Origin of the sequence: Pollutimonas bauzanensis (assembly GCF_900129885.1) — a bacterium.
Lineage (GTDB): Bacteria > Pseudomonadota > Gammaproteobacteria > Burkholderiales > Burkholderiaceae_B > Pollutimonas > Pollutimonas bauzanensis.
The window spans coordinates 1-21,460 of record NZ_FQXE01000009.1 but is presented as its reverse complement, the minus strand read 5'-3'; the positions used below and the strand labels follow the sequence as shown (position 1 = coordinate 21,460).

Genomic DNA, 21,460 nt, shown 5'->3' with positions numbered 1-21,460 from the left:
GCCGCCGGGGGCCCGTCGTTCAAGAAGGAAACACCCAGACGTGTTCGGGCGGCAGTTCAAGATGGCACTGCCCGGGCACGCGCTCCTGGTTGCCGTAGGCGCGCAATACCAGGGCGTCGTGCGCGTCCGCGCCATGGGCGCGAAACAGGTATTCCCACTTGTCGCCCAGATACATGCTGGTCACCAAGGGCAGCTGCATGCTGTTTACGCCGGCGTCCGAGCCCAGCCGCAGCTGCTCGACGCGTATGATGGCGCTGGCGGGCTGGCCTTGCTGCAGGCCCGCCCCGGCCCGGCCGCGCAGGCGCCATCCCTGGCCCTGCACCACAGCCTCCTGCCCGTCGATTTCGCTGACCGTGCCTTGCAGGATATTGTTGCTGCCCATGAATTCGGCGCAGAACAAGGTAGTGGGCGAGCCATACATTTCCTGCGGTGTGCCTTGCTGCTCGATCTTGCCATTGTTCAGCAGCAGGATGCGGTCTGAAATCGCCATGGCTTCATTCTGGTCATGGGTGACCATGATGGCCGAAAGCCCGAGCCGCATGATCAGTTCGCGCAGGAAGGCCCGCGCCTCCTCGCGCAGCTTGGCGTCCAGGTTGGACAAGGGTTCGTCCAGCAGGAGGACCGGCGGGTTGTAGACCAGGGCGCGTCCTATCGCCACCCTCTGCTGCTGGCCGCCCGAAAGCTCGTGGGGATAGCGCTGCCCCAGCTTGCCCAGTCCCAACTGGTTGAGAATGTCCTGGACCCGCGTGCGCTGTTCCGCCGCCTTGACCTTGCGCAGCTTGAGCGGATAGGCGATGTTCTCGGCCACCGTCTTGTGTGGCCACAGGGCGTAGGACTGGAACACAATGCCCAGGTCGCGCAGCTCGGCCGGCACTTCGGAGCGGGTTTCGCTGTCGAAGAGCACGCGGTCGTTGATGGTGATGCGGCCTTTCTTGGCCGCCTCCAGGCCGGCCACCGCGCGCAGCAAGGTGGTCTTGCCGCTGCCCGACGGCCCCAGCAGCGATACGACTTCGCCGCGCTGCAACTGCATGGATACGCCCTTGAGCACCGGATTGTCGCCGTAGTCCAGGTGCAGGTTCTCGACGGATAATTCAATCATGAAGCTTGACTCCAAAGCGCAGCGCCAATCCCAGGCCTGCCACTACCAGTACGATATTGATGAATGAAAGCGCCGCCACGATGTCTATCGCGCCTGTCGCCCACAAGGATACGAGCATGGACCCGATGGTTTCGGTGCCCGGCGACAGCAGGTACACGCCGGTGGAATACTCGCGCTCGAAAATCAGGAACATGAGCAGCCAGGAGCCGATGAGGCCATAGCGGGCCAGCGGAACCGTGATATGCCGGGTTATTTGCGCGCGCGTGGCGCCCGTGCTGCGCGCGGCCTCTTCGAGTTCGGGCGCGACCTGCAGCAGCGTGGCCGAGATCAGGCGCAAGCCGTAGGCCATCCACACCACAGAATAAGCGAGCCAGACGCTGAAAATCGTCGACCGCAGGCTGCGCAGGGGCTCGATGGCATGGTCGCGCAGCCATTGCGCCGCCGGCAGCGCCGCGAGCCAGCCTTCCTCCAGGGACTTGTCCAGCCCCATGGGCACGAACAGGAATACCCACAGAAAGGCCAGGCCGGCGAGCAGGCCAGGCACGGCGCGCGGCACCAGCACGCTGTAGTCCATGAAACGCGTGACATGGTCATTCTTGCGATGCATGGCAAGCGCGATCGCCGTGTAGCAGGCCACCGCCAGCGCGCCGCCCAGCACGCCGATGGCGACCGAATTGACGATGGCGCGTATCAGCGTGGGCTGCTCGAACACCGTGCGGAATGCCTGGATGGACAACACGTCGAACAGCGAGACGCCGAAGCCCCAGTTGGATACGAAGGCCCGCAGCACCACGCCGGCCAGCGGCACGAGGATGGCGACCACCAGCCAGGCCAGGACGACGGAGCCGGCCACCCAGCGCCATTTGCCCAGCGGCAGAGGGCGAGGGCGCGAGGCCTTGCCCTTGACGGTGGCATAGCGATTGGCGCTGCGCAATAAATAGCGCTGCAGCATGACCAGGGGAATGGTGAAGGCGATCAGGACCATGGCCACCGCGGCCATGAGATGATAGGACGGGATGCCCAGCTTGTTGGTCAGCTTGTACAGATAGGTCGACAATACCAGATGCCCTTCGGGGTCGCCCAGCACCAGCATCAGGCCGAAGACCTCCAGGCCCAGGAAAAACAGCAGCACCGTGGCATACGACAGGGCGGGCCGCACCATGGGCAGGCTGACCGAGGTCATGACCTGCAGCGGCGAGGCGCCCACCGTCCGCGCCGCCTCTTCGACGTCCGAGCCCAGGCTGTGCAGGGCCGAGGAAATATAAAGATAGGCGTAGGGCACATGCGTGAGCCCGGCGATGATGATGATGCTGGGCAGGGAATAGATGTTCCAGGGCACGAAGCCCAGGATGTCCTGCGCCCATGTCGAGAAAAAGCCCACGGGGCCGGCGGCGACCACATAGCCGAAGCCCAGCACCATGGGCGAGACGAACACCGGCACCAGGATCAGCGGCTGTATCCAGCGCCGTCCGGGCAGGTCCGTGCGCGCCACCAGGAAAGCCAGGATGCCGCCCAGCGGCACGGCAATGACGCAAAGCCCGAAGGCCAGCAGGAAGCCGCTCTTGACCGCCTTGTAGAAATCGGGGTCGGCGAAAATGAATTCATAGCCCTCGATTCCGAACTTCCTGGACGGCATGAAAAACGGCGCCGACAGAAAGCTTTGGAAAATGATGAGCGACAGCGGCAGATAGATCGCCAGCGCGGTAAGGGCTACGACCAGCCCGCGCGGCAAGGACTGCCATCTTCGGCGCAAAGAATACATGCAATCACCTGAGAATTAATGCATGCCGGCCGCTGTCGGGGAAACAGGCGGCGGCATGCCGGACTAGGGGCGCAAGCCGCGGCTTATTTGCCGGCGGCGGCGCGCCATTCCTTGATGAATGCCAGGCGCTTGTTCTGGTCGAGGTATTCAAGCAGCGATTCATCGACGGGAATCGGCTTGAGCGCGGCGCCCAGTTTCTTGGTCATGCCGTCGACATCGTTGTCGCCCTCGATATCGCTGCGTATGGACGCGAGGTCAGCCTTGTTGGCAAGGACGTTCTGACCGCGCAGCGACAAGAGGTAATCCAGCCACAGCTTGGCGGCATTCTTGTGCTTGGCCGTTTTGCTGATGAAGGCCACGCGCGAAAGCACCAGAGCGTAGTCCGTGGGATAGGCCACGCCCAGGCCGGGATCCTTCTTGGCGCGCGTTTCCGCATACGACCCCAGGATGTTGTAGCCGATCAGGTTCTCGCCCGAGGACACGCGTTCCATCATGGTGCCGGTCGACGACTGGACCACCAGCCCCGCCTTGGCGGTGTCGCTCAGGGTCTCCTTGTATTTTGGATCATTGCGGCTGTCCTGCACCGCCAGCATGAAGCCCACGGCGGATTTTTCGACGTCGTAAGTGGTTACCTTGCTCTTGAAGCGGTCGGTCTGGCCGCTGACCAGCTTGGCCAATGCCGTGTGCGTGGTCGGCACTTCCTCGGGCTTGATCAGGCGCTTGTTGTAGATGAACGCCGCCGGTTCATAGGTGGTGCCATAAGCGGCATCCTTCCATACCGACCATTTCGGCACATTGGGAATTTCGGGCGATTTGTAGGTCAGGGCGAAATCCACGGCCAGCTTCAGCGCCGAATCCATGGAGGAACTCCAGACCACATCGCCGCTGTTGCCGCCCGAGGCCTGCTCGCTGATGTAGCGGCTGTACAGTTCGGTGCTGTTCATGTCGTTGTACTCGACCTTGACGCCGGGATACAGCGCTTCGAAATCCTGGATGACAGGATTGGCCGCCTTGGTGTCGGTGGTGGAATAGATGACCACCTTGCCTTCCTTCTTGGCGGCGTCCACCACTTTCTGGTAGTCGGCGGGATAGTTTTCGGGGGCCTGAGCCCAGGCGGCGCCGGAAACGGCGGTAGTGAATACGGCAGCGCATACCGCTGCCAAGCGTGAAAGACGCAACATGCTGGTCTCCTCCAAAGGTTGCAAAAAAGCAGGCTGAAAGCCTATCTTGCAGCTATCTTAGAGCAAACAGCTGTCAGCATCCTGTCATGGGCGCGGTGGCGTGTCCGTCACCAGGCGCTTCCAGTTCTGCAGGAAACGGCTGTGGCGCTGCTGGTCCAGCCCCACCAGCAAGGCGGGGGTCAGGGCGATGGGCTGCACGATGCTTTGCGAGAGCGCCAGCGGGCCGCTCGCATAGCCCTTGCCGGTATGCGCGCCCATGATGGCGCCCAGGCCCGCCTGGCCCGCCGCCACGGCCTGCCCGGCGGGGGACAGCAGCCAGTCCAGGAATGTCCCGGCCAGTTCGGGCTGCGGGCTGTGGCGCGCAATCAGCGCGGCTCGCGCCAGCACCAGCACGTAGTCTTCCGGGATGACTATGCCCAGCCTGTGGCCGGCCTGCTGCCGCGCCAGGGCGTAGGACCCCAGCACGTTGTAGCCCAGGTCCAGCTCGCCGCTTTCTATCTTGTCCAGGATGTCGGCGGTGTTGGCTTCCAGTTGCACGTCCACTTGGCCCAGGGCATTGGCCAGGCCCCAAAAGTTGGACGAGAGGATCTCGTCCTGCACGGCCAGCAAGTGGCCGACGCTGCTCAAGGCGATGTCATAGGTGCCTATGCGCGCGTGCATGCGCTTTCGGTCCTGTTCCAGCAGGCGCAGCAAGGCCTGGCGCGAACGCGGCGCCGTCTTTTCACTGTAGCGGTCCGGGTTGTAGACCATGACGATGGGCTCGAAGGTGAATCCGAATACCTCCGATCGCCAAACGGCCCATGCCGGCAGTTCCCTGGTATGGCTCGATGCATAAGGCAGGGCATAGCCGTCATTGGCCAGTTTGAGCTGCAGATCGACCGCGGAACTGACCAGGATGTCGGCCTGCCGCAGCTTCCCGGCGACGGCCAGCTCGTACAGTTCGCGGGTGCCGATTTCGCGGTAGACCAGCGAGACGTCCGGATGGGATTCCTGGAAGGCCAGGGCCAGCGAGGCAAACAGCGGCGTATCGGTCGACCCGGCAATGGTCAGGGTGGAGGCTTCATGGGCCGCGGGGTAATAGCTGGTGATGGCCGAGCCGGACGCCGCTTCATGGGCCCATGAAGGCCTGGGCCACGCCAGGCAGGCCAGCGCCAGCAGGCCGGCCACGCCCAGCATGCCGAGCATGGCCAGCGCCGGAGCCACTGCCGCGGCTGGCGACAATGGCAAGGTGACGTATACCAGCAGCCCGCCGCCGGGCCGGTTGCGCAGCGCCAGCGTACCCTTGTGCCCATCGATCACGGCCTTGACGATGGAGAGCCCCAGGCCCGAACCCGGCTGGGATTCGGCGCCGCTGCCGCGCCCGAAGCGCTCCAGCACCAGGTCTTTTTCATTGTCCGCAATGCCCGGCCCGCGGTCCGCCACGGTCAGGCCCAGGCGATGCCCGGGCAGGCCTTCGGCCTGCAGCTCGACCTCGCCGTCGGGCGCATAGCGCAGCGCGTTGTCCACCAGATTGCGCAGCATTTCGCGCAGAGCCACGCGGTCTCCCAAAATGCGCCCGCGGCGCACTTCGGGCGCAATGGAAATCCGCAGGCGCCGGGCGTCCAGCGGACCGATGCGCTGGCGGGTTTCATTGATTATTTCCGCGACCCCCACCATGGCATGCCCCCGGGAGCCCAGGCGGTGGGTAATGGTCGCGTCCATCAGCAACTGGTTGACCAACTGGCTGGCGCGCGAGGCATTCAGATGGATGCGGACCAGGCGCTCATGCAGCTTGGCCGCATCGGTTTCTTCCAGCGCGACCTCGGACTGGGCGCGCAAAGAGGCCAGCGGCGTGCGGACCTGGTGCGCCGCGTCGGCCACCAGGTTGTTCAAGCTGTTGAGCATGGCCTGCAAGCGCAGCATGAAGCCATTGAGGGCCTCCACCAGCCGGCGGACTTCGCGCGGCACCGGGCTGGACAGCGGCTCCAGGTCATTGGGCTGGCGCTGGCGCAGCTCGGTTTCGATCAGCCGCAGCGGCGCGAAGGCGCGCGTCACGCCGAACCACAGCAGGCTCAGCGCCACCGCGACCATGACCAGCAAAGGCAGCACGCTGCGGTTGAGGATTTCCTGGGCCAGCGCCTGCCGGGCGCCGCGGGTTTCGGCAACCCGCACGGTGACCCAGCCGGCCTGCTGGTTGACCGACACCAGCCGGCCCACCGTGGCGATGCGGATATCATCGCGGCGGTAATGCGCATTATTGAAAACCGCGCTCGCCGACCCCGCCAGCGGCATGCCGGCATCGAGGTCGCCGTAGCCTGTCACCAGCTTGCCCTGGGCATTGCGCACGGCATAAAAGACCCGTTCATTGCCCGACAGCATGGCCAGGGCGGCGAAAGGCAGTTCCACCGCGACCTGGCTGTCCTCGATCTGCACCGCGCCGGCTATCGACAGAGCCGAGGCGGCCAGCAGCCGGTCGAAGGCGCGGTCCGCCGCGCGGGTCGCGTAGTCATGCAGGAACACGACCAGCACCACCGAGGACAGCACCAGCAGCACGATCGCCACCCGGAATATGCGGCTGCGTATGGAAAACACGTCATTGCTCATGGCAACAGGCCTGATAGCCGACTCCCCGCACGGTGACGATATCGACAGAGGAGTTGACCAGCTTCTTGCGCAGGCGCGACACCTGGAGTTCGAGCGCATTGAGCGTAACGTCGTCGTCCTGGCTGAATATCTGGTTCATCAGGCGTTCCTTGAGCACGGTCTGGCCGACGCGTCCGAGCAGGATCTCCAGCAGGCGGAATTCCCGCCGGCCGAGTTCCAGCGGACGCCCGCCCACGCTGGCGCTGCGGCCCGCGATATCCAGGGCCAGATTGCCGTATTGCGCCAGGCTGGACGTGTGCCCGGCGGGGCGGCGCATCAGGGCGCGCAGCCGCGCTTCGAGCTCGCGCAAGTCGAATGGCTTGACCAGATAATCGTCGGCGCCCAGATCCAGCATGTCGATCTTGTCTTCGATCTCCGAGCGCGCCGTCACGACCAGCACCTGGGCGTCGCAGCCGGCGGCGCGCAACTCGCGCAGCACGGCGAAGCCGTCCTTGCCGGGCAGCATGATGTCCAGCACGATGGCGTCCCAGGCGCCCTCGGCCACCCACCGCAATGCCGATTCCCCGTCGCGCGCCCATTCCACGCCATGCCCGGCGGCCTTGAGCTTGCTTTCGATGGCGTCGCCAATATCCGGATTATCTTCCACGAGCAATATGCGCATGCCGGTCTCCTCCCTATGGTAAGCAATACTAGGTATAGACCCTAGGTTCGCGTATAATCTTGCTTTGCACGGAGCCTAGTTTATGCGTCTAATCAAAAAAGCGCTCACCTTCGACGATGTGTTGTTGGTCCCCGCGTATTCCGAAATACTGCCCCGCGATACTTCCCTTGCCACGCGCTTCACGCGCGACATCACGCTGAATATCCCGCTGGTTTCCGCCGCGATGGACACCGTGACCGAAGCGCGCCTGGCCATTGCCATGGCCCAGGAAGGCGGCATAGGCATCGTTCACAAGAATCTTACCGCCGACCAGCAAGCGCGCGAAGTCGCGCGCGTCAAGCGCCATGAATTCGGCATCGTGATCGATCCGGTCACCGTGACCCCCACCATGAAAGTGCGCGATGCCATTGCGCTGCAGCGCCAGCATGGGATTTCCGGCCTGCCGGTGGTCGAGGCGGGCAAGCTGGTGGGCATCGTCACCAATCGCGACCTGCGCTTCGAAGACCGGCTGGATGTCCCCTTGCGCGACGTCATGACGCCCCAAGACCGCCTGATCACCATGAAAGAAGGCGCCACGCTGGACGAGGCGCAATCGCTCATGCACAAGCACCGCCTCGAACGCGTGCTGATCGTCAACGACAAATTCCAGCTGCGCGGCCTGGCGACGGTCAAGGATATCGTCAAGAATACCGAGCATCCCAACGCCTCGAAAGACAGCCAGGGCCAGTTGCGCGTCGGCGCGGCGGTGGGCGTGGGCGAAGGCACCGAGGAACGCGTTGAAAAACTCGCCAATGCCGGCGTCGACGTGATCGTCGTCGATACCGCGCACGGCCACTCCGCCGGCGTCATCGAGCGCGTGCGCTGGGTCAAGAAGAACTACCCGAAAATCCAGGTCATAGGCGGCAACATCGCCACCGCCGGGGCGGCCAAAGCCCTGGTCGAAGCGGGCGCCGACTGCGTCAAGGTGGGCATAGGCCCGGGCTCGATCTGCACCACGCGCATCGTCGCAGGCGTCGGCGTTCCGCAAATCACCGCCATCGCCGATGTCGCCAAGGCGCTCGAAGGCACGGGCGTGCCCTTGATCGCCGACGGCGGCATCCGTTATTCCGGCGATGTGTCCAAGGCCCTGGCGGCGGGCGCCTCGGCCTGCATGATGGGCGGCATGTTCGCCGGCACCGAAGAATCCCCCGGCGAAGTCGTATTGTTCCAGGGGCGTTCCTACAAGTCCTATCGCGGCATGGGCAGCCTGGGCGCCATGGCCGACGGCTCGGCGGATCGCTACTTCCAGGATCCCAACAACAATGTCGACAAGCTTGTCCCCGAAGGCATCGAAGGCCGCGTCCCCTACAAGGGCAGCGTCATCGCCATCATCTATCAGTTGATAGGCGGCATTCGCGCTTCCATGGGGTATTGCGGCTGCGCCTCCATCGAGGAAATGCGCACCAAGGCCGAATTCGTCGAAATCACCTCGGCGGGCGTGCGCGAATCGCATGTGCACGACGTGCAGATCACCAAGGAAGCGCCCAACTACCGGGCTGAATAAGCGCCTGCGCGCGGGCCCGGCCGCCCTGACAACAACAGGAGGGCGAGTCCCGCGCGCAGCTGCAGCGAGGCAGGCCAGCGCACGCTGGCGGCAATCAAGGCCCTCGCCATATAGCCCAGGTAATTCGCGCTGGCGAGCCAGCCGCCTCGGGTCAGTACCAGCCACGTATCGGTTTGCATCATGGGCAGCATGGGGTAAAGGCGAAGCGCCCCATACCCATGGCCACGGCCAATACGATGAAGCCTGAAAAGGAAAGTAGGGCGGCGGACTGCCTGGATTGCATGAGGGCTTCTTTGTTACACGAAACTGTGGCCTGATCAGGCCGCATGCGCCAGCGTAACCCGCCTCAATACGTTACATTAACGCCTTGCATTCTTTTTCTCCTTCATGCCATGCACCAGCGCATTCTCATCCTCGATTACGGTTCACAAGTCACTCAACTTATCGCCCGCCGCGTACGCGAAGCCGGTGTCTATTGCGAAATTCATCCCGGTGACGTGGACAACGCCTTCATCGAGTCGCAGGAAGGCCTGAAAGGCATCATCCTGTCGGGCAGCCACGCTTCGGCCTACCATGAGGAATCCCTCAAGGTCCCCAGCAAGGTATTCGAAGCCGGTGTGCCGGTACTGGGCATCTGCTACGGCATGCAGTCGATGGCGGCACAGCTGGGCGGCAAAGTCGAATGGTCCGACCATCGCGAATTCGGCTACGCCGAGGTGCGCGCCCATGGCCATACCAGGCTGCTGGACGGCCTGCAGGACTTCACCACCACAGAAGGCCACGGCATGCTCAAGGTCTGGATGAGCCACGGCGACAAAGTCACCGCGCTGCCGCCCGGCTTCAAGCTCATGGCCTCCACGCCATCCTGCCCGGTCGCCGGCATGGCCGACGAAGAGCGCGGCTTCTATGCCGTGCAATTCCATCCCGAAGTCACCCACACCACCCAGGGCGAGGCCATACTCGCGCGTTTCGTCACCGAGATATGCGGCTGCGCCGGCGACTGGAACATGCCCGACTACGTGGCCGAAGCCGTCGCGCACATCCGCGCGCAGGTCGGCAGCGACGACGTGATCCTGGGCCTGTCTGGCGGAGTCGATTCTTCCGTGGCCGCCGCGCTGATACACAAGGCCATCGGCGACCAGCTCACCTGCGTATTCGTCGACCACGGCCTGCTGCGCCTGAACGAAGCCAAGCAGGTCATGGAAACCTTCGCCGACCATTTCGGCATCAAGGTCATCCACGTCGATGCCACTGAACAATTCATGGGCAAACTGGCCGGCGTCTCCGACCCCGAAGCCAAGCGCAAGATCATAGGCCGGGAGTTCGTCGAGGTATTCCAGGTGGAAGCCGGCAAACTCGCCAACGCCCGCTGGCTGGCGCAAGGCACCATCTATCCCGATGTCATCGAATCGGCCGGCGGCAAGACCGGCAAAGCCGTCGCCATCAAATCGCACCACAACGTCGGCGGCCTGCCCGATACGCTGAACCTGAAATTGCTCGAACCCTTGCGCGAACTCTTCAAAGACGAAGTCCGCAAGCTGGGCGTGGCGCTTGGCCTGCCCCCTCCCATGGTCTACCGCCACCCCTTCCCCGGCCCCGGCCTGGGCGTGCGCATCCTGGGCGAAGTCAAGCACGAGTTCGCCGACCTGCTGCGCCGCGCCGACGCCATCTTCATCGAAGAGTTGCGCAAAACCATAGACTCCGTCAGCGGCAAGAGCTGGTACGACCTGACCTCGCAAGCCTTTGCGGTATTTTTGCCGGTGAAATCGGTGGGCGTCATGGGCGACGGCCGCACCTACGACTATGTCGTGGCGCTGCGCGCCGTGCAGACCTCCGACTTCATGACCGCGGACTGGGCGGAGTTGCCGTATGCGCTGCTCAAGAAGGTGTCGTCGCGGATCATCAATGAAGTGCGGGGAATCAACCGGGTGACGTACGACGTGTCGAGTAAGCCGCCGGCTACGATTGAGTGGGAATAAAATCAGGTTCTTTTGGGACTATCGCTACTTATCGAAAAACCACCGTAACGTATTGATTTATAAATAAATATGTTGCGGTGACTATCGGTAGCTATCGCTGACCAGCAAAACAAGTTGACGATAGAAGTGGCGGTAGGAACCGGTGGCCCGATTAAGACCCTGCCGTTCACTATTCAGACCAAATCGGTCTTTGACGGTAAAACGCTCTTCTGGAAAGCTTATTTTATGCGGCTTTCCGGGCATCAGCAGGTCTCCTGACCCCTGACGGTAAAAAGCCGTCATAAACAGGAGAAAACCTCGATGCTTACTGACACCGCACTACGCAATCTCAAGCCTAAGGCCAAGATTTATAAGGCTTCTGACCGCGACGGGATGTACGTCACGGTATCGCCTGCCGGTACCATCACCTTCCGCTATGATTACCGTCTCAACGGCCGCCGTGAGACGCTGACCATCGGCCGCTATGGGCCGGCTGGCATTTCGCTGGCGCTGGCTCGCGAAAAGCTGATCGACGCTAAGAAAGCCGTCGCCAAAGGCATCTCCCCGGCGCTGGAGAAGCAGCGCGAGAAACGCCGGCTGACAGCGGTCAAGACTTTCGGCGACATGACCGAAAAATGGCTGGCCGGTGCCCGGATGGCCGACAGCACCAAGGCGATGCGCAAGCACATCATTGCTCGGGACATCCTGCCGGCCTTTCAAAATCGTAAGCTCAATGAAATCACCGCCGGTGACCTGCGCGCCCTTTGCAACAAGGTGAAGGATCGTGGTGCCCCCGCCACAGGGGTCCACATTCGAGACATCGTAAAACAGGTCTACGTCTTCGCCATCCTGCACGGCGAGAAGGTGGATAACCCGGGCAACGACGTGAGTGCTGCGTCAATTGCGACCTTTGTGCCAAAGGATCGCGCCTTGTCGCCGCTGGAGATTCGGCTGATGGCCCGACAGATGGAGTCGGTGGCAACCTATCCGACCATCCGGCTGGCGTTGCGCATGATTCTGCTCACGCTGGTGCGCAAAAGCGAACTGATCAAAGCCACCTGGGATGAAGTCGATTTTGAGAACGCGGTCTGGACGATCTCCAAGGAACGGATGAAAGGGCGTAATACGCATGTGGTCTATTTGTCGCGTCAGGCGCTCGATATCTTCGTTGCGCTGCATACTTGTGCGGCTGGCTCCAAGTTTGTGCTTCCCTCGCGCTATGACTCTGACCGCTGCATGTCCCAGGCGACCTTGAACCGGATCACGCAGATTGTGGCGGAGAGGGCCAAGGCCGCCGGTTTGCCGCTGGAGCCGTTCACCGTCCACGACCTGCGCCGCACCGGCTCGACGCTGCTGAACGAAGTCGGCTTCAACCGCGACTGGATCGAGAAGAGCCTGGCGCACGAAGACGGCCGTTCCTCGCGCTCGATCTACAACAAGGCCGAGTACGCCGAGCAGCGGCGCCACATGCTGCAAGAGTGGGCCAACATGGTTGATGCCTGGATCGACGGGGAGACCTACGTGGCGGCATTGATGCCGGCGAACGCGGTGGTGCCAGCGCTGAGCGCGATGGCGTAAGATGGCGGCCAGGCTGTCATCTGGCAGCCTGGCCAATCGTTCCCATGCTGGAGATCACAAAACTGCATCACGCACCGTAAGCAGCAAGAGGCTGGCGACGATGCTAAGGAGTAGTGCGATGAAATACACCTTTACCCTGACATATCAGCTCGCCGACGACGATCGCAACCCGGATGCGTTGCTTGAGCGCCTGGGCGAAGCGGGCTGCAACGATGCCTTGGTGGGCATCGGGCAACCGGGGCGCTTGGCGCTGGAGTTCACCCGCGAAGCCACCGATGCCGGTGCCGCAATGCGTAGCGCGTTGGCGGACGTACGCCGCGCGGCGCCGTCGGCCCGACTGATTGAAGCCGCGCCGGATGTGCTCGGGACCCAACGTGCCCTAGGGGATTAAGAGGGGTAGGGGGATGATTGGGCATTACGATGAGTTTTTCACGGGACGTGTTTTACGTTGCCGGACATCCGGCCCTGTCGAGCGATTTGTTGAAGCGAAGCGTGAGGCTTGCTTGCGCGCTTCTATCCAAGCATGCACCTCTTCCAAGTCCCAGACGACGCAACGCGGCGTCAGGTTGAAGCGGCGCGGGAACTCGCCTCGGCGCTCCATTTCGTAGATGGTCGTTTCGGCTAAAGGGACAATTTGGCGCAGTTCCTGGCGGCGGATGGTGCGACGAAAAGGCAAGACGCCGCCCTTTGGAAACTGAGGCAGATCACCGTAAGCGTCAGAATCGGGCAGCGGCATCAATGCAGGGCAGGGCGATGCTTCGGTGCCCTGGCTTTGGCTGCTTTTCTGGAACGGTTGATTGTCCATGTCGCACTCCGCGAATATGTGGCGCTGCACGTTTTTCTGTTGTACGGAGCAATGGTAGCGTTCATCTACTATTGCTGAAACTCGCTGCAGCGTAGCGGGGCGTATCTTGCTGCTGTAGACAGCTAAGTTGTCTGTCCAGCGACCGGCTCGCCGGTCGTTTCATCCGCTGCAATTAACTGCGCAACGATATCTGCTGCGTGTCGCGGATCGGGGTCGTCGACGGGAAGCACATGTGCGAAAAGATGACGCACAGGTTCAAGAACCGCCGGAAAGTTCTTCGATAACTGTAAGGCGATGGAGCCTTTTTTCAGCGTTTTTTCGATGAAGCGAATATGCTCAACGATGGATTCAGGCTTGTTTTTGAAAATCAGCAGACTGTACCGAATAAAAGGAATAGCCTTCTCTCGGGTGATCGCGGCTAACCCCGTTGTTGCATAACCTTGTGTTCTTAGGTTTTGGGAAAGCCTATCGCTGAATGCCGTGATGTAGGTATCCCCGATTTCATAACATAGGAGGAGCAAGGGGGAGTTTGCATTTTTCCACTCTTTCATGCCGATTGCGCCGGGTATGAGCTGATCCGGAAGGTGGCAGGCCGCAATGAACCGTTCGCCATAGCCGCTAAGAACTTCGTCTTTGACGAATCCGCGCTGCTCCATCAATTTGCGCCCATAGACCTGATGGTCTGACGCCCGCTCAAGCGACAGGTCTTCTTATAGTTGCCAGGGCCAGATGGAGGGATCAATGGAAACTTGCTTGCAATGTAGGCGACTTGCATTTCCTTGACGTCATTTAGCGATAGTTCACGTAGCGACAAGGTAAAAAAACGAATGTCTTGCGGTGTGATACGGCGCAGAGCCGCATTCTTTGCAAGGGCTGCATAGAGTTCTGTTTTTTCATCTTCCAGATCTTGGACGCATGCGCTCAACAGCAAGTGGTAATCGGCGGCCTCAATGCAGGCATCGGCCATGTCCTGATTCCAATGCTCGTCCTGCTTGATAAGCATGGCGTGAAAATCCACTATACGCTGATTCTGCTTTTGTTCTACATAGGCCTGTGCTTGGGTCACGCCCAGCTTTGCTAACTCATAGGCGGTGGATGCGCCAGGGATGAAACTCAATGAAATTTTGGCTCCGAGGTCGGCTGTTTTTCTGATCGCGGTTTCGGTGACATCGTGCTGAGATTCTTTTGGGGATTTCATGGTTGGCCGTATCTTCTGGTTAACGGGCACAGTGGCCTTTTATGCGGAGGAGAAATATAAACTGTGTTGGCTTGTTAGAATAAGCCAGAGCTATGCGTGATGCTGATTATGGCATCATGACGCCGAAGGCCTGATTTGCGCAAGGAAGGCAGAGTCTTCCAGCCTTAGCTAAGGATAGTGAGCAAATGAACTCGATAGGAATGACTCGTTGGAAACGCGGCTGTCTCTCGGGCAGCGACCGCGGTCGCTGCCCGAGAGTTGGAACTGCTGGAGGATTTTATTGGGTTTCGATTGTTTCGATAATTTCGAGTTAGTGTTATCATATCACCTATGACTACTAAGCAAACGTTCTCTTCTTCGGACAAGCGGCGTACTGCGCCGGCCCCCCGCCGGGCGGCTAGGGCGCGCGCCGAGTCTGCTCGCGCTTTGCCGATGTTCGAGTTATCGTTCGACGTGGAACCCGTCGTGTCGATTGTCCGGCGCCATGTCACGCTCAGCAAGGAAGCCGATGAGGCGATCAAGCACGAGTTGATCGAAATGCTGGGCCGCGCAACCGTGCAACTGCGAACCGCAGATCACAAGTCGGGGGCTCACAACGACGATCCGGTTCTCACCACCGAACAGGCGGCGCAACTCGTCAACGTCAGCCGGCCCTACATGGCCAAGCTGATCGACTCCGGCGTGGTGGAACTGCATCAAAAGGTCGGTAATCAGCGCCGTGTGCTGCGCAGTGCTGTGACCCGTTGGCAGGCAGCCGAACGTACGCGGCAGGCCAAGGCGCTCAAGCGCCTGTCCAAAGATCTGGACGAGGAAATTTTCTCGTCGTGAGCATACCTGTCGTTGCCGATGCCGATACGCTGTTTGCGGCGACGACGCGCGGGTTGCTGATCTACCTCGATTACCAGGGGCTGATCAAACTGCACTGGTCGCCGCTGATTCTCGATGAGGTCAATCGGGCACTGGTGGACACAGGGCGTAAAAAGACCTTGAAAGAGGCCAAAGCGCACGAAGCGCGTATGTGTGATGCCTTACCGGATGCGCTGGTGTCGGTGGCTGATGTGCAGGCTCAGTTTGAGGCCGTGGCGTCTGCTGTTCGGTCTGCGAAGGACACGCATGTTGCGGCGTGCGCACACTATCTGATCGCCGCCAAGGCCTATCCGGACACGTCAGCGGTCGCGCTGGTGTCACACAATACCAAGGATTTCAAGAAAGCCGTGCTGGCCGGGCTAGGTATCGCACTGCAAAAACCGGATGCCTTTCTCCACGGGCTGACTGTAGCGCAGCCGGTTGAGGTCGCAGCGACATTCCGCCGGTTCCGCCTGGACCTGAGTTCCAAACCCGAACCGCAGGCGCTATTGGAGCGCCTGGAACGGGATGGACAAGTGAAAACCGCGCAGCGACTGCGGGAACTGCATCTGGCGCGGACAGTCGAGCTTTAGACGGGGCCGGAATCACACGATGGCTGTAAAGCCAATGTTTATAAGGGTTTCGGGATTTTCTCGTTTCTCGGGGTACACCTTTGGGGACTTTAGGTGTCCGCGTTGCGTATAAGCGACGATTCAAGGTGTTGTGAGGGCTGGAGCATGCATGACGCTGGAATGTGCTGACGTATCTACTCGAATTTTGCAGAATAATACATTCCAATACGCTGCGAGAACGATGGAATCATTTACGGTGCAATGATGTCAGGTTTAGCTAGCGACGCTTACTTCGTCCTGGCCATGGCAGTTCGCCTGTCAGTTCGGAAAGGCCGCCGTCGTCTTCGACTCGTGCGCCGAAACGATTCACCTCAACGTCCGGCAAGTCTTCGCCATCAAACCAGAGTAATGAAGTGGTGGTGTCAGTGCGAGCGTAGTGCCTTGAAAGTTCCCACAGATCAAGGCCTTTTTCCCAGTTGTCGAACCATACGTCCTGGGAAACTTCTCCGGTATCAGTTGTATTGTTCCCGGTGAATCTGATTCGATGAGCCACTGAACCTGCCGGGATCACTGACCGGGGTGATATCCAGGCGCCAGCTTGCCTCAAAGAGGTGGAGCGTGCGGCATATCGTACTGCGCCGCGCTCCATGGTGACGAAGGCGCACGGCACATCGCTGAGACTGGCAAATCTTGACGCAGCGGCAGGGAACGAAGTGCCGAACAAATCGGCCATTTGTTGGATAAGCTCCAGGGAAGGCTCTTCCTTGGGAACGACAGAAAGCCATAGCTGATAAGGCATCAGCAGTTCAGCGGCAAATGTGTCGCAGGCGACCTCGTTAGGATGCCGTTTGGCATAAGACCAAGACGGGACCTCCTCGTGACTCGACTCAAGGTCGAGCACGATATGAGCTATTTCGTGGCAAATAGTGAAACGTTGGCGTTCATCCGTTTCCAAGGAGTTCACCGTGATGATGTGCTTCCCGTTCGGCTTAGTAATGGTGTAGCCAGACTCCCCTTCGTCAAGGTCATCTTTCTTGACCCTGGCGTTAGCTGCGGCCACATAGGGGGACAGGTCTTCTCGGATGTTAGAAACATCGACTTTCGCAACAAATGCGCGTGCTCTTTGTCTGACATCCGCCTCGTCCATACTCAATCGTCCTCGTCGTCATCCTCAAAGGCCCTTTTGATTCGGGCAATCAATATGGCAGGATCAGGCCTTACATTGCCCCGATGCCTGACTCCGGCCGCAGCTGTAAATATATCGATGCTAATAGAATAGTCTTGTAGCACAAATTTGACGAGACTGGGGTCAGCCTCTGCATGGTCAACCAGCCAAGTTACGAGTCCAGCATCCCGTTCCGACGGCTTAAGAACCTTTAATAGCTTTTCAACCAGGTCTTGGGAAGGGTTTGTTTTTTCGCCTGTTTCGAGACGGTGGATATAGGCATGATCCACTGACGATAGTTGGCCAATTTCACGCAGAGAAAGGGTTCTGCGTTCGCGTAGCGTCTTGATAGCGACGCCCAAGCCTGTTTGCGGCATGAGTTTTGATCCTTGCGGCTGCGGGAAGAAGACCATAGCCTTCTGTTGCACTAACCCCACATCCAGTCGAGTTTAACGGCGCATGTCACGCGGGAGTTGCTCCGGCGCACATGCTCTGATATATTGTTGTCTAGTCAGACAACGGAAACCGGTTTTGATACGGATTCAGCTTGGATTGGCTTGGTCTTCCTGTTGTCTGAATGAGCAACATATTATGCTACAGCGGGCGGCCATTGACAACCCAGCCAATGGGCTGGGATTTCCAAAGTTCCACTATAGGAGAGCCATCATGGCCAAAAAAAATCAGCATGTTGTTCCTCATCAGGAAGGTTGGGCCGTCAAAGGCGCTGGTAACCAACGGGCGACCTCTGTGCATGACACGCAGCAGCAAGCAATAGATGCTGCGCGGGATATTGCACGCAACCAGAAGTCTGAACTCGTCATCCATCGCCCAGATGGCCGTATCCGCGACAAGGATAGCCATGGCAACGACGACTTTCCCCCGAGAGGTTGATGCGCTGTGACTGACATCCCTACCTACCATGTGCTCGCCCTGTCGGGCGGAGGCTATCGCGGCCTTTATACGGCTACGGTTCTTGCCGAACTTGAAGCCGTATTGGGTCGTCCTATCGCTTCGCATTTTGATCTGATTTGTGGCACATCGGCAGGAGGGATGCTGGCTTTGGGGCTGGCAGCGGAAATTCCGGCCATCGAGCTCAAATCATTGTTTGAAGACGAAGGTAGTCGCATCTTCGATTGTCGCAGCATTCCACGGCGGCTTTTGGGATTCTGGTTGACTGCTAAGCATGGCTCGGCGGGGTTGCGAGAAGTGCTGACAGAGCGCTTCCAAGAAACCACAGTCGGTGACTTGAAGCATCGTGTTCTCGTACCGGCAGTCAACTATTCGACGGGCCGCGGACAGTTCTTCAAAACGCCTCACCATCCTTCATTTGAATTCGATCATCGCATGAAGATCGTTGATGTGGCGTTGGCGACAGCCGCCGCGCCAGTCTACTTTCCGCTGGCGCGCAATGACCGCGGTGTCTTTGCGGATGGGGGGCTGGTAGGCAACGCTCCCGGTCTGTTCGGATTGCACGAAGTCAAGACGTTCTTAGCCCCGAAACAGGATACGTTGATTCGAGTTCTCTCCATCGGCACGATGACAATCGGGGCAACGGTTCGTGGCGGCGCTAGCCTTGATCGCGGATTCGGCAAGTGGCGCGGAGGGCTCTTTGATCTTGTGATCTCCGCACAGGAATCGTCGGTGGACTACATGCTGCGGCAGTCGCTGGGAGACAACTACTTCCAGATCGACGACCAGGCGACGCCTGATCAGAGCAAGGACGTGAAGGCGCTGGATCGGGTTTCCGTTGGCGCCACGAATACGCTCAAAGATCGCGGCAACCACGCTGCGCAGCGTGCGCTCGGCGATCCTCTTTTTAAACCGTTTCGAGCGCATCAGGCCGGCGCTCCGATCTTCTATCACGGCCCCAATAAAAATGTTCCGGAGGTCGTATGTTGAACCTGAGCCCGCTTTTCTTTACCACCGTTGATGATGAATCCTGCATGCATGACGAGCTGGATTTGACGTCTGATGAACGCACCTGGATCGCCAGCGCCCGTACTGCTGTCAGGGACTGTCTGCGCACCGGCATCCCTCGGGCGCTGAGGGCGAGCGGATACACGGAAGACGTGCCCCAGCCGCGCTTCTTCACGCAAGGGTCGTGGGCATATAAGACACTGAATTCTCCGGCACAACAGCCACAGCAGGCGGATGTCGATGATGGCTGCTATTTACCAATGAGTTTTGTCTCGCAGACTAAACGTCCCAGCACTGCGGCGGCCGTGTTTTTTGCTGCGGCGGAAGAAGCCTTGAAGCCGCTGGTCGAAGAAAAACGGTGGAAGCTTGTCACCGACAAGCCGACGTGTATCCGCATCGTTATTGCCACGTTTGCCCATATTGATATTCCCCTGTATGCCATTCCAGACGAAGAGTTTGTGATGCTGAAGGCATCGATGGAGCGGTACGGCTACGATTCGCTGTCGGAAGCTGTAAACATGGCGGAGCGGGATACATGGACGGCGCTGCCCGCTGACAAGGTGCTTCTGGCTCATCGTGAATGCAATTGGATGTCCTCCGACCCTAGGCCTGTAAAAGAGTGGTTCTTGGACCAGGTGGCGGCCAAGGGGGAGCAGTTCCGCCGTGTGGTTCGTTACTTAAAAGCATTCCGAGATTGGAGGTGGCCCAGTGGTGGGCCCGCTTCGATTCTGTTGATGTCTGCTGCGGCTCCACTCTTTGAGAAACGTGATCGGCGCGACGACCTCGCCTTGTTAGATGTTGTCGCGTTGCTGCCAGCCCGGTTGCATGCAGGAGTGAATAACCCCGTAGACGAGTCCGAATCGCTTACGAAACGGTTGGGTAAAACTGGTGTAGAAGAAGCCGCAAAAGCCTTCGAAGAGTTTGAGAGGGTACTTCGCGGTGCAATCGGCGCTGGTAGCCGTTCACAGGCTTGTATTTGGATGCAGGGCGAGTTCGGCTCGCGTTTTCCGAACGAGCCGGACCGTGTCAAGGTGGTATCCGTCGCCGCCACCATTGCCGCGGCTCCCGCCACGGCAGGCCCGAGCGAACTTGTCGGTCGAACGAAGGCAGGATGAGAGACGTAGCAGCGGTTGCGGACGTGATCGAGGCCTTCAAGCAGCGAGGCTTCGAGTTTGTTGGCAATACGGATGATGGTTGGTTCAAGCTGCATGGGCGTTTGACTCCATCCGACGCGGACAAGAGCTATCCGTGCGAAGTCCAGCTCGACCCCATGTTCTTTGATTTGCCTCGTATCCGGTTGCTGGAAATCCCTCCTGATCTGCCCGCAGCGGTTCCTCATCTTGGCCCGGATGGTGGACTTTGCTATCTCGCCAAGGGTACGGTCGTTCTGGACATTTATGACCCTGTAGGGCAGTCGCTAGCATGTCTGCAAAGCGCCGCCGCCGTTTTTGGGCAGATCGTGAAAGGGGAGATGATCAAGGATCTCGCGGAAGAGTTCTTCGCCTATTGGCACGGTTGGTATTGTTTTGTGGATATCCAGGGCGATCATTTAGGGCAACAGAACTGCATAGTCGCACAGGCCAATGGGAACTCTTTGTGGTTCATTACTGACAACCAAGGTCGCACAACAGAGAAGCTGAAGTCGCTCGGCTACCACGTCGTCGATAAAACGGTGCTGACTTACCGGGTAAAGACTGGCGCTCAACCCCGTCCTCTGACGAGCCAGTGGCCTCCTGAAACAGTTGGAGATATCTTGGCGTGGCAAAGCACCCTTGATCTTCGTTGTCGGCGAAAGATTCACAACCGTATTAAGGAAGGCGAAAGGAAGAAGGCCAACGGCGTTCTGATCGTTATCGAATCTCCGTTAATGACGTACGGCTTTGTGGTTTTTTATGACCGTCAAGCTCCGATCACGAAGAGTAAGCTCGCAGATGGTAGGGATTCGAGCTATGGATTGAAGGCGATTCCCATCTCGGTGGTACGAATCGACGATCGGTACCTTGCTCAGCGGAACATACCGAACTCAAAGACGTTGGCAGGTAAGAGCATTGTTGTCGTTGGCTGTGGCACGATTGGCGGATACCTCGCCGATATGCTGGTCAAGGCCGGGGCGGGGACATCCGGTGGAAAGCTCACTTTGGTGGATTTCGACTGCCTTCTCCCGCAGAACATCGGGCGTCATCGCCTAGGATTTCCGGACCTACTGTTGAACAAGGCCGAGGCCATGGCGAAGGAACTCAAGCGGTTGGCGCCAGGGGCTGAGATTCGTGCACTCCCCGTGGATGTCAGGCAGGCCCGACTGGGAAACCTAGACTTGCTCATCGATGCTACCGGGGAGGAATCACTCGGGCATTGGTTGTCCGGTCAATACGTGTCTCCGACACCGATGCTTTCGGTCTGGATAGAAGGTCCGGGAACGGCTGTCCGCGCGCTCCTACGCACGAACACGTTTGGTGCGTGTTATAGATGTCTTTGGCATAGCAGCACGAGAGGCGAACTGCGTTCCATCATTGATCCTCTTCCTGTTATCTTGGCGGGACATGGGTGCGAGGGCTTGTACGTGCCATTTCCGGCTTCGGTCTCGGTGCATGC

At 59.8% G+C, this 21,460-nt stretch carries 21 protein-coding genes and 1 pseudogene; 11 read left to right on the top strand and 11 right to left on the bottom strand.

All coding sequences use genetic code 11. The features are described 5' to 3' along the window. Window positions 1–19 precede the first annotated feature (19 nt). The 5 genes from BUB23_RS16135 to BUB23_RS16115 all read right to left on the bottom strand — a co-directional run bounded on the left by BUB23_RS16135 (window position 20) and on the right by BUB23_RS16115 (window position 7,286). Window positions 20–1,099 (bottom strand): ABC transporter ATP-binding protein, encoded by a 1,080-nt coding sequence (locus BUB23_RS16135; RefSeq protein WP_073104611.1) that lies wholly within the window; start codon window positions 1,097–1,099, stop codon window positions 20–22. After that, on the bottom strand, window positions 1,092–2,861 hold the full coding sequence (locus BUB23_RS16130) for an ABC transporter permease (RefSeq protein WP_073104609.1): 1,770 nt from the start codon (window positions 2,859–2,861) through the stop codon (window positions 1,092–1,094). Before BUB23_RS16130 ends, BUB23_RS16135 begins: the two co-directional genes overlap by 8 nt. An 83-nt stretch (window positions 2,862–2,944) precedes the next feature. Continuing rightward, window positions 2,945–4,042, bottom strand: a complete 1,098-nt coding sequence (locus BUB23_RS16125) for an ABC transporter substrate-binding protein (protein ID WP_073104607.1) — start codon at window positions 4,040–4,042, stop codon at window positions 2,945–2,947. Window positions 4,043–4,126: 84 nt separating this feature from the next. Beyond that, window positions 4,127–6,625 carry an extracellular solute-binding protein gene (locus BUB23_RS16120; protein ID WP_073104605.1) on the bottom strand — a complete coding sequence of 833 codons (2,499 nt, stop codon included), beginning with the start codon at window positions 6,623–6,625 and terminating at the stop codon, window positions 4,127–4,129. After that, window positions 6,615–7,286, bottom strand: coding sequence for a response regulator transcription factor (locus BUB23_RS16115; protein WP_073104602.1), 672 nt, complete (start codon window positions 7,284–7,286; stop codon window positions 6,615–6,617). Before BUB23_RS16115 ends, BUB23_RS16120 begins: the two co-directional genes overlap by 11 nt. An 82-nt stretch (window positions 7,287–7,368) precedes the next feature. Here BUB23_RS16115 and guaB point away from each other — a divergent pair, with 82 nt between their 5' ends. Then, the gene (gene guaB, locus BUB23_RS16110) at window positions 7,369–8,829 is read left to right on the top strand and encodes an IMP dehydrogenase (protein ID WP_073104600.1); all 1,461 of its coding nucleotides are present in this window, start codon (window positions 7,369–7,371) and stop codon (window positions 8,827–8,829) included. Here the strand turns inward: guaB and BUB23_RS27835 are convergent. Further along, the gene (locus tag BUB23_RS27835) at window positions 8,814–9,008 is read right to left on the bottom strand and encodes a YbfB/YjiJ family MFS transporter (protein WP_425439553.1); all 195 of its coding nucleotides are present in this window, start codon (window positions 9,006–9,008) and stop codon (window positions 8,814–8,816) included. The two genes, guaB and BUB23_RS27835, sit on opposite strands and share 16 nt — an antisense overlap. A 213-nt stretch (window positions 9,009–9,221) precedes the next feature. Between BUB23_RS27835 and guaA the strand changes: the two genes are divergently transcribed. The 4 genes and pseudogenes from guaA to BUB23_RS16090 form a co-directional block, all read left to right on the top strand. Continuing rightward, a complete protein-coding gene (guaA, locus tag BUB23_RS16100) occupies window positions 9,222–10,808 on the top strand; it encodes a glutamine-hydrolyzing GMP synthase (RefSeq protein WP_073104596.1) in 1,587 nt (528 codons plus the stop codon). A gap of 114 nt (window positions 10,809–10,922) precedes the next feature. Then, window positions 10,923–11,066, top strand: coding sequence for a hypothetical protein (locus BUB23_RS27050; RefSeq protein WP_178372324.1), 144 nt, complete (start codon window positions 10,923–10,925; stop codon window positions 11,064–11,066). 42 nt (window positions 11,067–11,108) lie between these two features. After that, window positions 11,109–12,365 carry a tyrosine-type recombinase/integrase gene (locus tag BUB23_RS16095; protein ID WP_073104594.1) on the top strand — a complete coding sequence of 419 codons (1,257 nt, stop codon included), beginning with the start codon at window positions 11,109–11,111 and terminating at the stop codon, window positions 12,363–12,365. A 118-nt stretch (window positions 12,366–12,483) separates the two neighbouring features. Next, window positions 12,484–12,732: pseudogene (locus tag BUB23_RS16090) on the top strand (DNA-binding protein); the annotation flags it as partial. A gap of 48 nt (window positions 12,733–12,780) precedes the next feature. On the opposite strand, the gene BUB23_RS16085 reads toward BUB23_RS16090, so the two are convergent. The 3 genes from BUB23_RS16085 to BUB23_RS16075 form a co-directional block, all read right to left on the bottom strand. Continuing rightward, a complete protein-coding gene (locus tag BUB23_RS16085) occupies window positions 12,781–13,170 on the bottom strand; it encodes a helix-turn-helix transcriptional regulator (protein WP_073104592.1) in 390 nt (129 codons plus the stop codon). Between the two features lie 122 nt (window positions 13,171–13,292). Then, complete coding sequence (locus tag BUB23_RS16080) at window positions 13,293–13,826, bottom strand: hypothetical protein (protein ID WP_073104590.1); 534 nt, start codon at window positions 13,824–13,826, stop codon at window positions 13,293–13,295. Next, entirely contained in the window at window positions 13,826–14,368 is a 543-nt protein-coding gene (locus BUB23_RS16075) for a hypothetical protein (RefSeq protein WP_073104588.1), read from the bottom strand. The genes BUB23_RS16080 and BUB23_RS16075 overlap by 1 nt, the downstream gene beginning before the upstream one ends. A gap of 330 nt (window positions 14,369–14,698) precedes the next feature. Here BUB23_RS16075 and BUB23_RS16070 point away from each other — a divergent pair, with 330 nt between their 5' ends. Continuing rightward, window positions 14,699–15,196, top strand: coding sequence for a helix-turn-helix domain-containing protein (locus BUB23_RS16070; RefSeq protein WP_084136070.1), 498 nt, complete (start codon window positions 14,699–14,701; stop codon window positions 15,194–15,196). Next, the gene (locus BUB23_RS16065) at window positions 15,193–15,807 is read left to right on the top strand and encodes a VapC50 family PIN domain-containing toxin (protein ID WP_073104584.1); all 615 of its coding nucleotides are present in this window, start codon (window positions 15,193–15,195) and stop codon (window positions 15,805–15,807) included. The genes BUB23_RS16070 and BUB23_RS16065 overlap by 4 nt, the downstream gene beginning before the upstream one ends. Before the next feature lie 256 nt (window positions 15,808–16,063). Here BUB23_RS16065 and BUB23_RS16060 read toward each other — a convergent pair whose 3' ends face one another. Further along, on the bottom strand, window positions 16,064–16,933 hold the full coding sequence (locus BUB23_RS16060; protein WP_073104582.1) for an ImmA/IrrE family metallo-endopeptidase: 870 nt from the start codon (window positions 16,931–16,933) through the stop codon (window positions 16,064–16,066). Between the two features lie 2 nt (window positions 16,934–16,935). After that, window positions 16,936–17,379, bottom strand: a complete 444-nt coding sequence (locus BUB23_RS16055; protein ID WP_245801296.1) for a helix-turn-helix domain-containing protein — start codon at window positions 17,377–17,379, stop codon at window positions 16,936–16,938. A gap of 238 nt (window positions 17,380–17,617) precedes the next feature. On the opposite strand from BUB23_RS16055, the gene BUB23_RS16050 reads away from it, so the two are divergent. The 4 genes from BUB23_RS16050 to BUB23_RS16035 form a co-directional block, all read left to right on the top strand. After that, window positions 17,618–17,842, top strand: a complete 225-nt coding sequence (locus tag BUB23_RS16050) for a DUF2188 domain-containing protein (protein ID WP_073105089.1) — start codon at window positions 17,618–17,620, stop codon at window positions 17,840–17,842. 6 nt (window positions 17,843–17,848) lie between these two features. Beyond that, window positions 17,849–18,850 carry a CBASS cGAMP-activated phospholipase gene (locus BUB23_RS16045; RefSeq protein WP_073104581.1) on the top strand — a complete coding sequence of 334 codons (1,002 nt, stop codon included), beginning with the start codon at window positions 17,849–17,851 and terminating at the stop codon, window positions 18,848–18,850. Then, on the top strand, window positions 18,844–19,983 hold the full coding sequence (locus BUB23_RS16040) for a CBASS cGAMP synthase (protein WP_073104579.1): 1,140 nt from the start codon (window positions 18,844–18,846) through the stop codon (window positions 19,981–19,983). Before BUB23_RS16045 ends, BUB23_RS16040 begins: the two co-directional genes overlap by 7 nt. Then, the coding region (locus BUB23_RS16035; RefSeq protein WP_073105086.1) for a ThiF family adenylyltransferase at window positions 19,980–21,460 on the top strand (1,481 nt) is incomplete at its 3' end. The genes BUB23_RS16040 and BUB23_RS16035, both read left to right, overlap by 4 nt.

Excerpts from the sequence above, each read along its gene's own strand:
- BUB23_RS16135 (WP_073104611.1), bottom strand. The coding sequence starts at position 1,099 with ATGATTGAATTATCCGTCGAGAACCTGCACCTGGACTACGGCGACAAT.
- BUB23_RS16130 (WP_073104609.1), bottom strand. The coding sequence starts at position 2,861 with ATGTATTCTTTGCGCCGAAGATGGCAGTCCTTGCCGCGCGGGCTGGTC.
- BUB23_RS16125 (WP_073104607.1), bottom strand. The coding sequence starts at position 4,042 with ATGTTGCGTCTTTCACGCTTGGCAGCGGTATGCGCTGCCGTATTCACT.
- BUB23_RS16120 (WP_073104605.1), bottom strand. The coding sequence starts at position 6,625 with ATGAGCAATGACGTGTTTTCCATACGCAGCCGCATATTCCGGGTGGCG.
- BUB23_RS16115 (WP_073104602.1), bottom strand. The coding sequence starts at position 7,286 with ATGCGCATATTGCTCGTGGAAGATAATCCGGATATTGGCGACGCCATC.
- guaB (WP_073104600.1), top strand. The coding sequence starts at position 7,369 with ATGCGTCTAATCAAAAAAGCGCTCACCTTCGACGATGTGTTGTTGGTC.
- BUB23_RS27835 (WP_425439553.1), bottom strand. The coding sequence starts at position 9,008 with ATGCAAACCGATACGTGGCTGGTACTGACCCGAGGCGGCTGGCTCGCC.
- guaA (WP_073104596.1), top strand. The coding sequence starts at position 9,222 with ATGCACCAGCGCATTCTCATCCTCGATTACGGTTCACAAGTCACTCAA.
- BUB23_RS16095 (WP_073104594.1), top strand. The coding sequence starts at position 11,109 with ATGCTTACTGACACCGCACTACGCAATCTCAAGCCTAAGGCCAAGATT.
- BUB23_RS16085 (WP_073104592.1), bottom strand. The coding sequence starts at position 13,170 with ATGGACAATCAACCGTTCCAGAAAAGCAGCCAAAGCCAGGGCACCGAA.
- BUB23_RS16080 (WP_073104590.1), bottom strand. The coding sequence starts at position 13,826 with ATGGAGCAGCGCGGATTCGTCAAAGACGAAGTTCTTAGCGGCTATGGC.
- BUB23_RS16075 (WP_073104588.1), bottom strand. The coding sequence starts at position 14,368 with ATGAAATCCCCAAAAGAATCTCAGCACGATGTCACCGAAACCGCGATC.
- BUB23_RS16070 (WP_084136070.1), top strand. The coding sequence starts at position 14,699 with ATGACTACTAAGCAAACGTTCTCTTCTTCGGACAAGCGGCGTACTGCG.
- BUB23_RS16060 (WP_073104582.1), bottom strand. The coding sequence starts at position 16,933 with ATGGACGAGGCGGATGTCAGACAAAGAGCACGCGCATTTGTTGCGAAA.
- BUB23_RS16050 (WP_073105089.1), top strand. The coding sequence starts at position 17,618 with ATGGCCAAAAAAAATCAGCATGTTGTTCCTCATCAGGAAGGTTGGGCC.
- BUB23_RS16040 (WP_073104579.1), top strand. The coding sequence starts at position 18,844 with ATGTTGAACCTGAGCCCGCTTTTCTTTACCACCGTTGATGATGAATCC.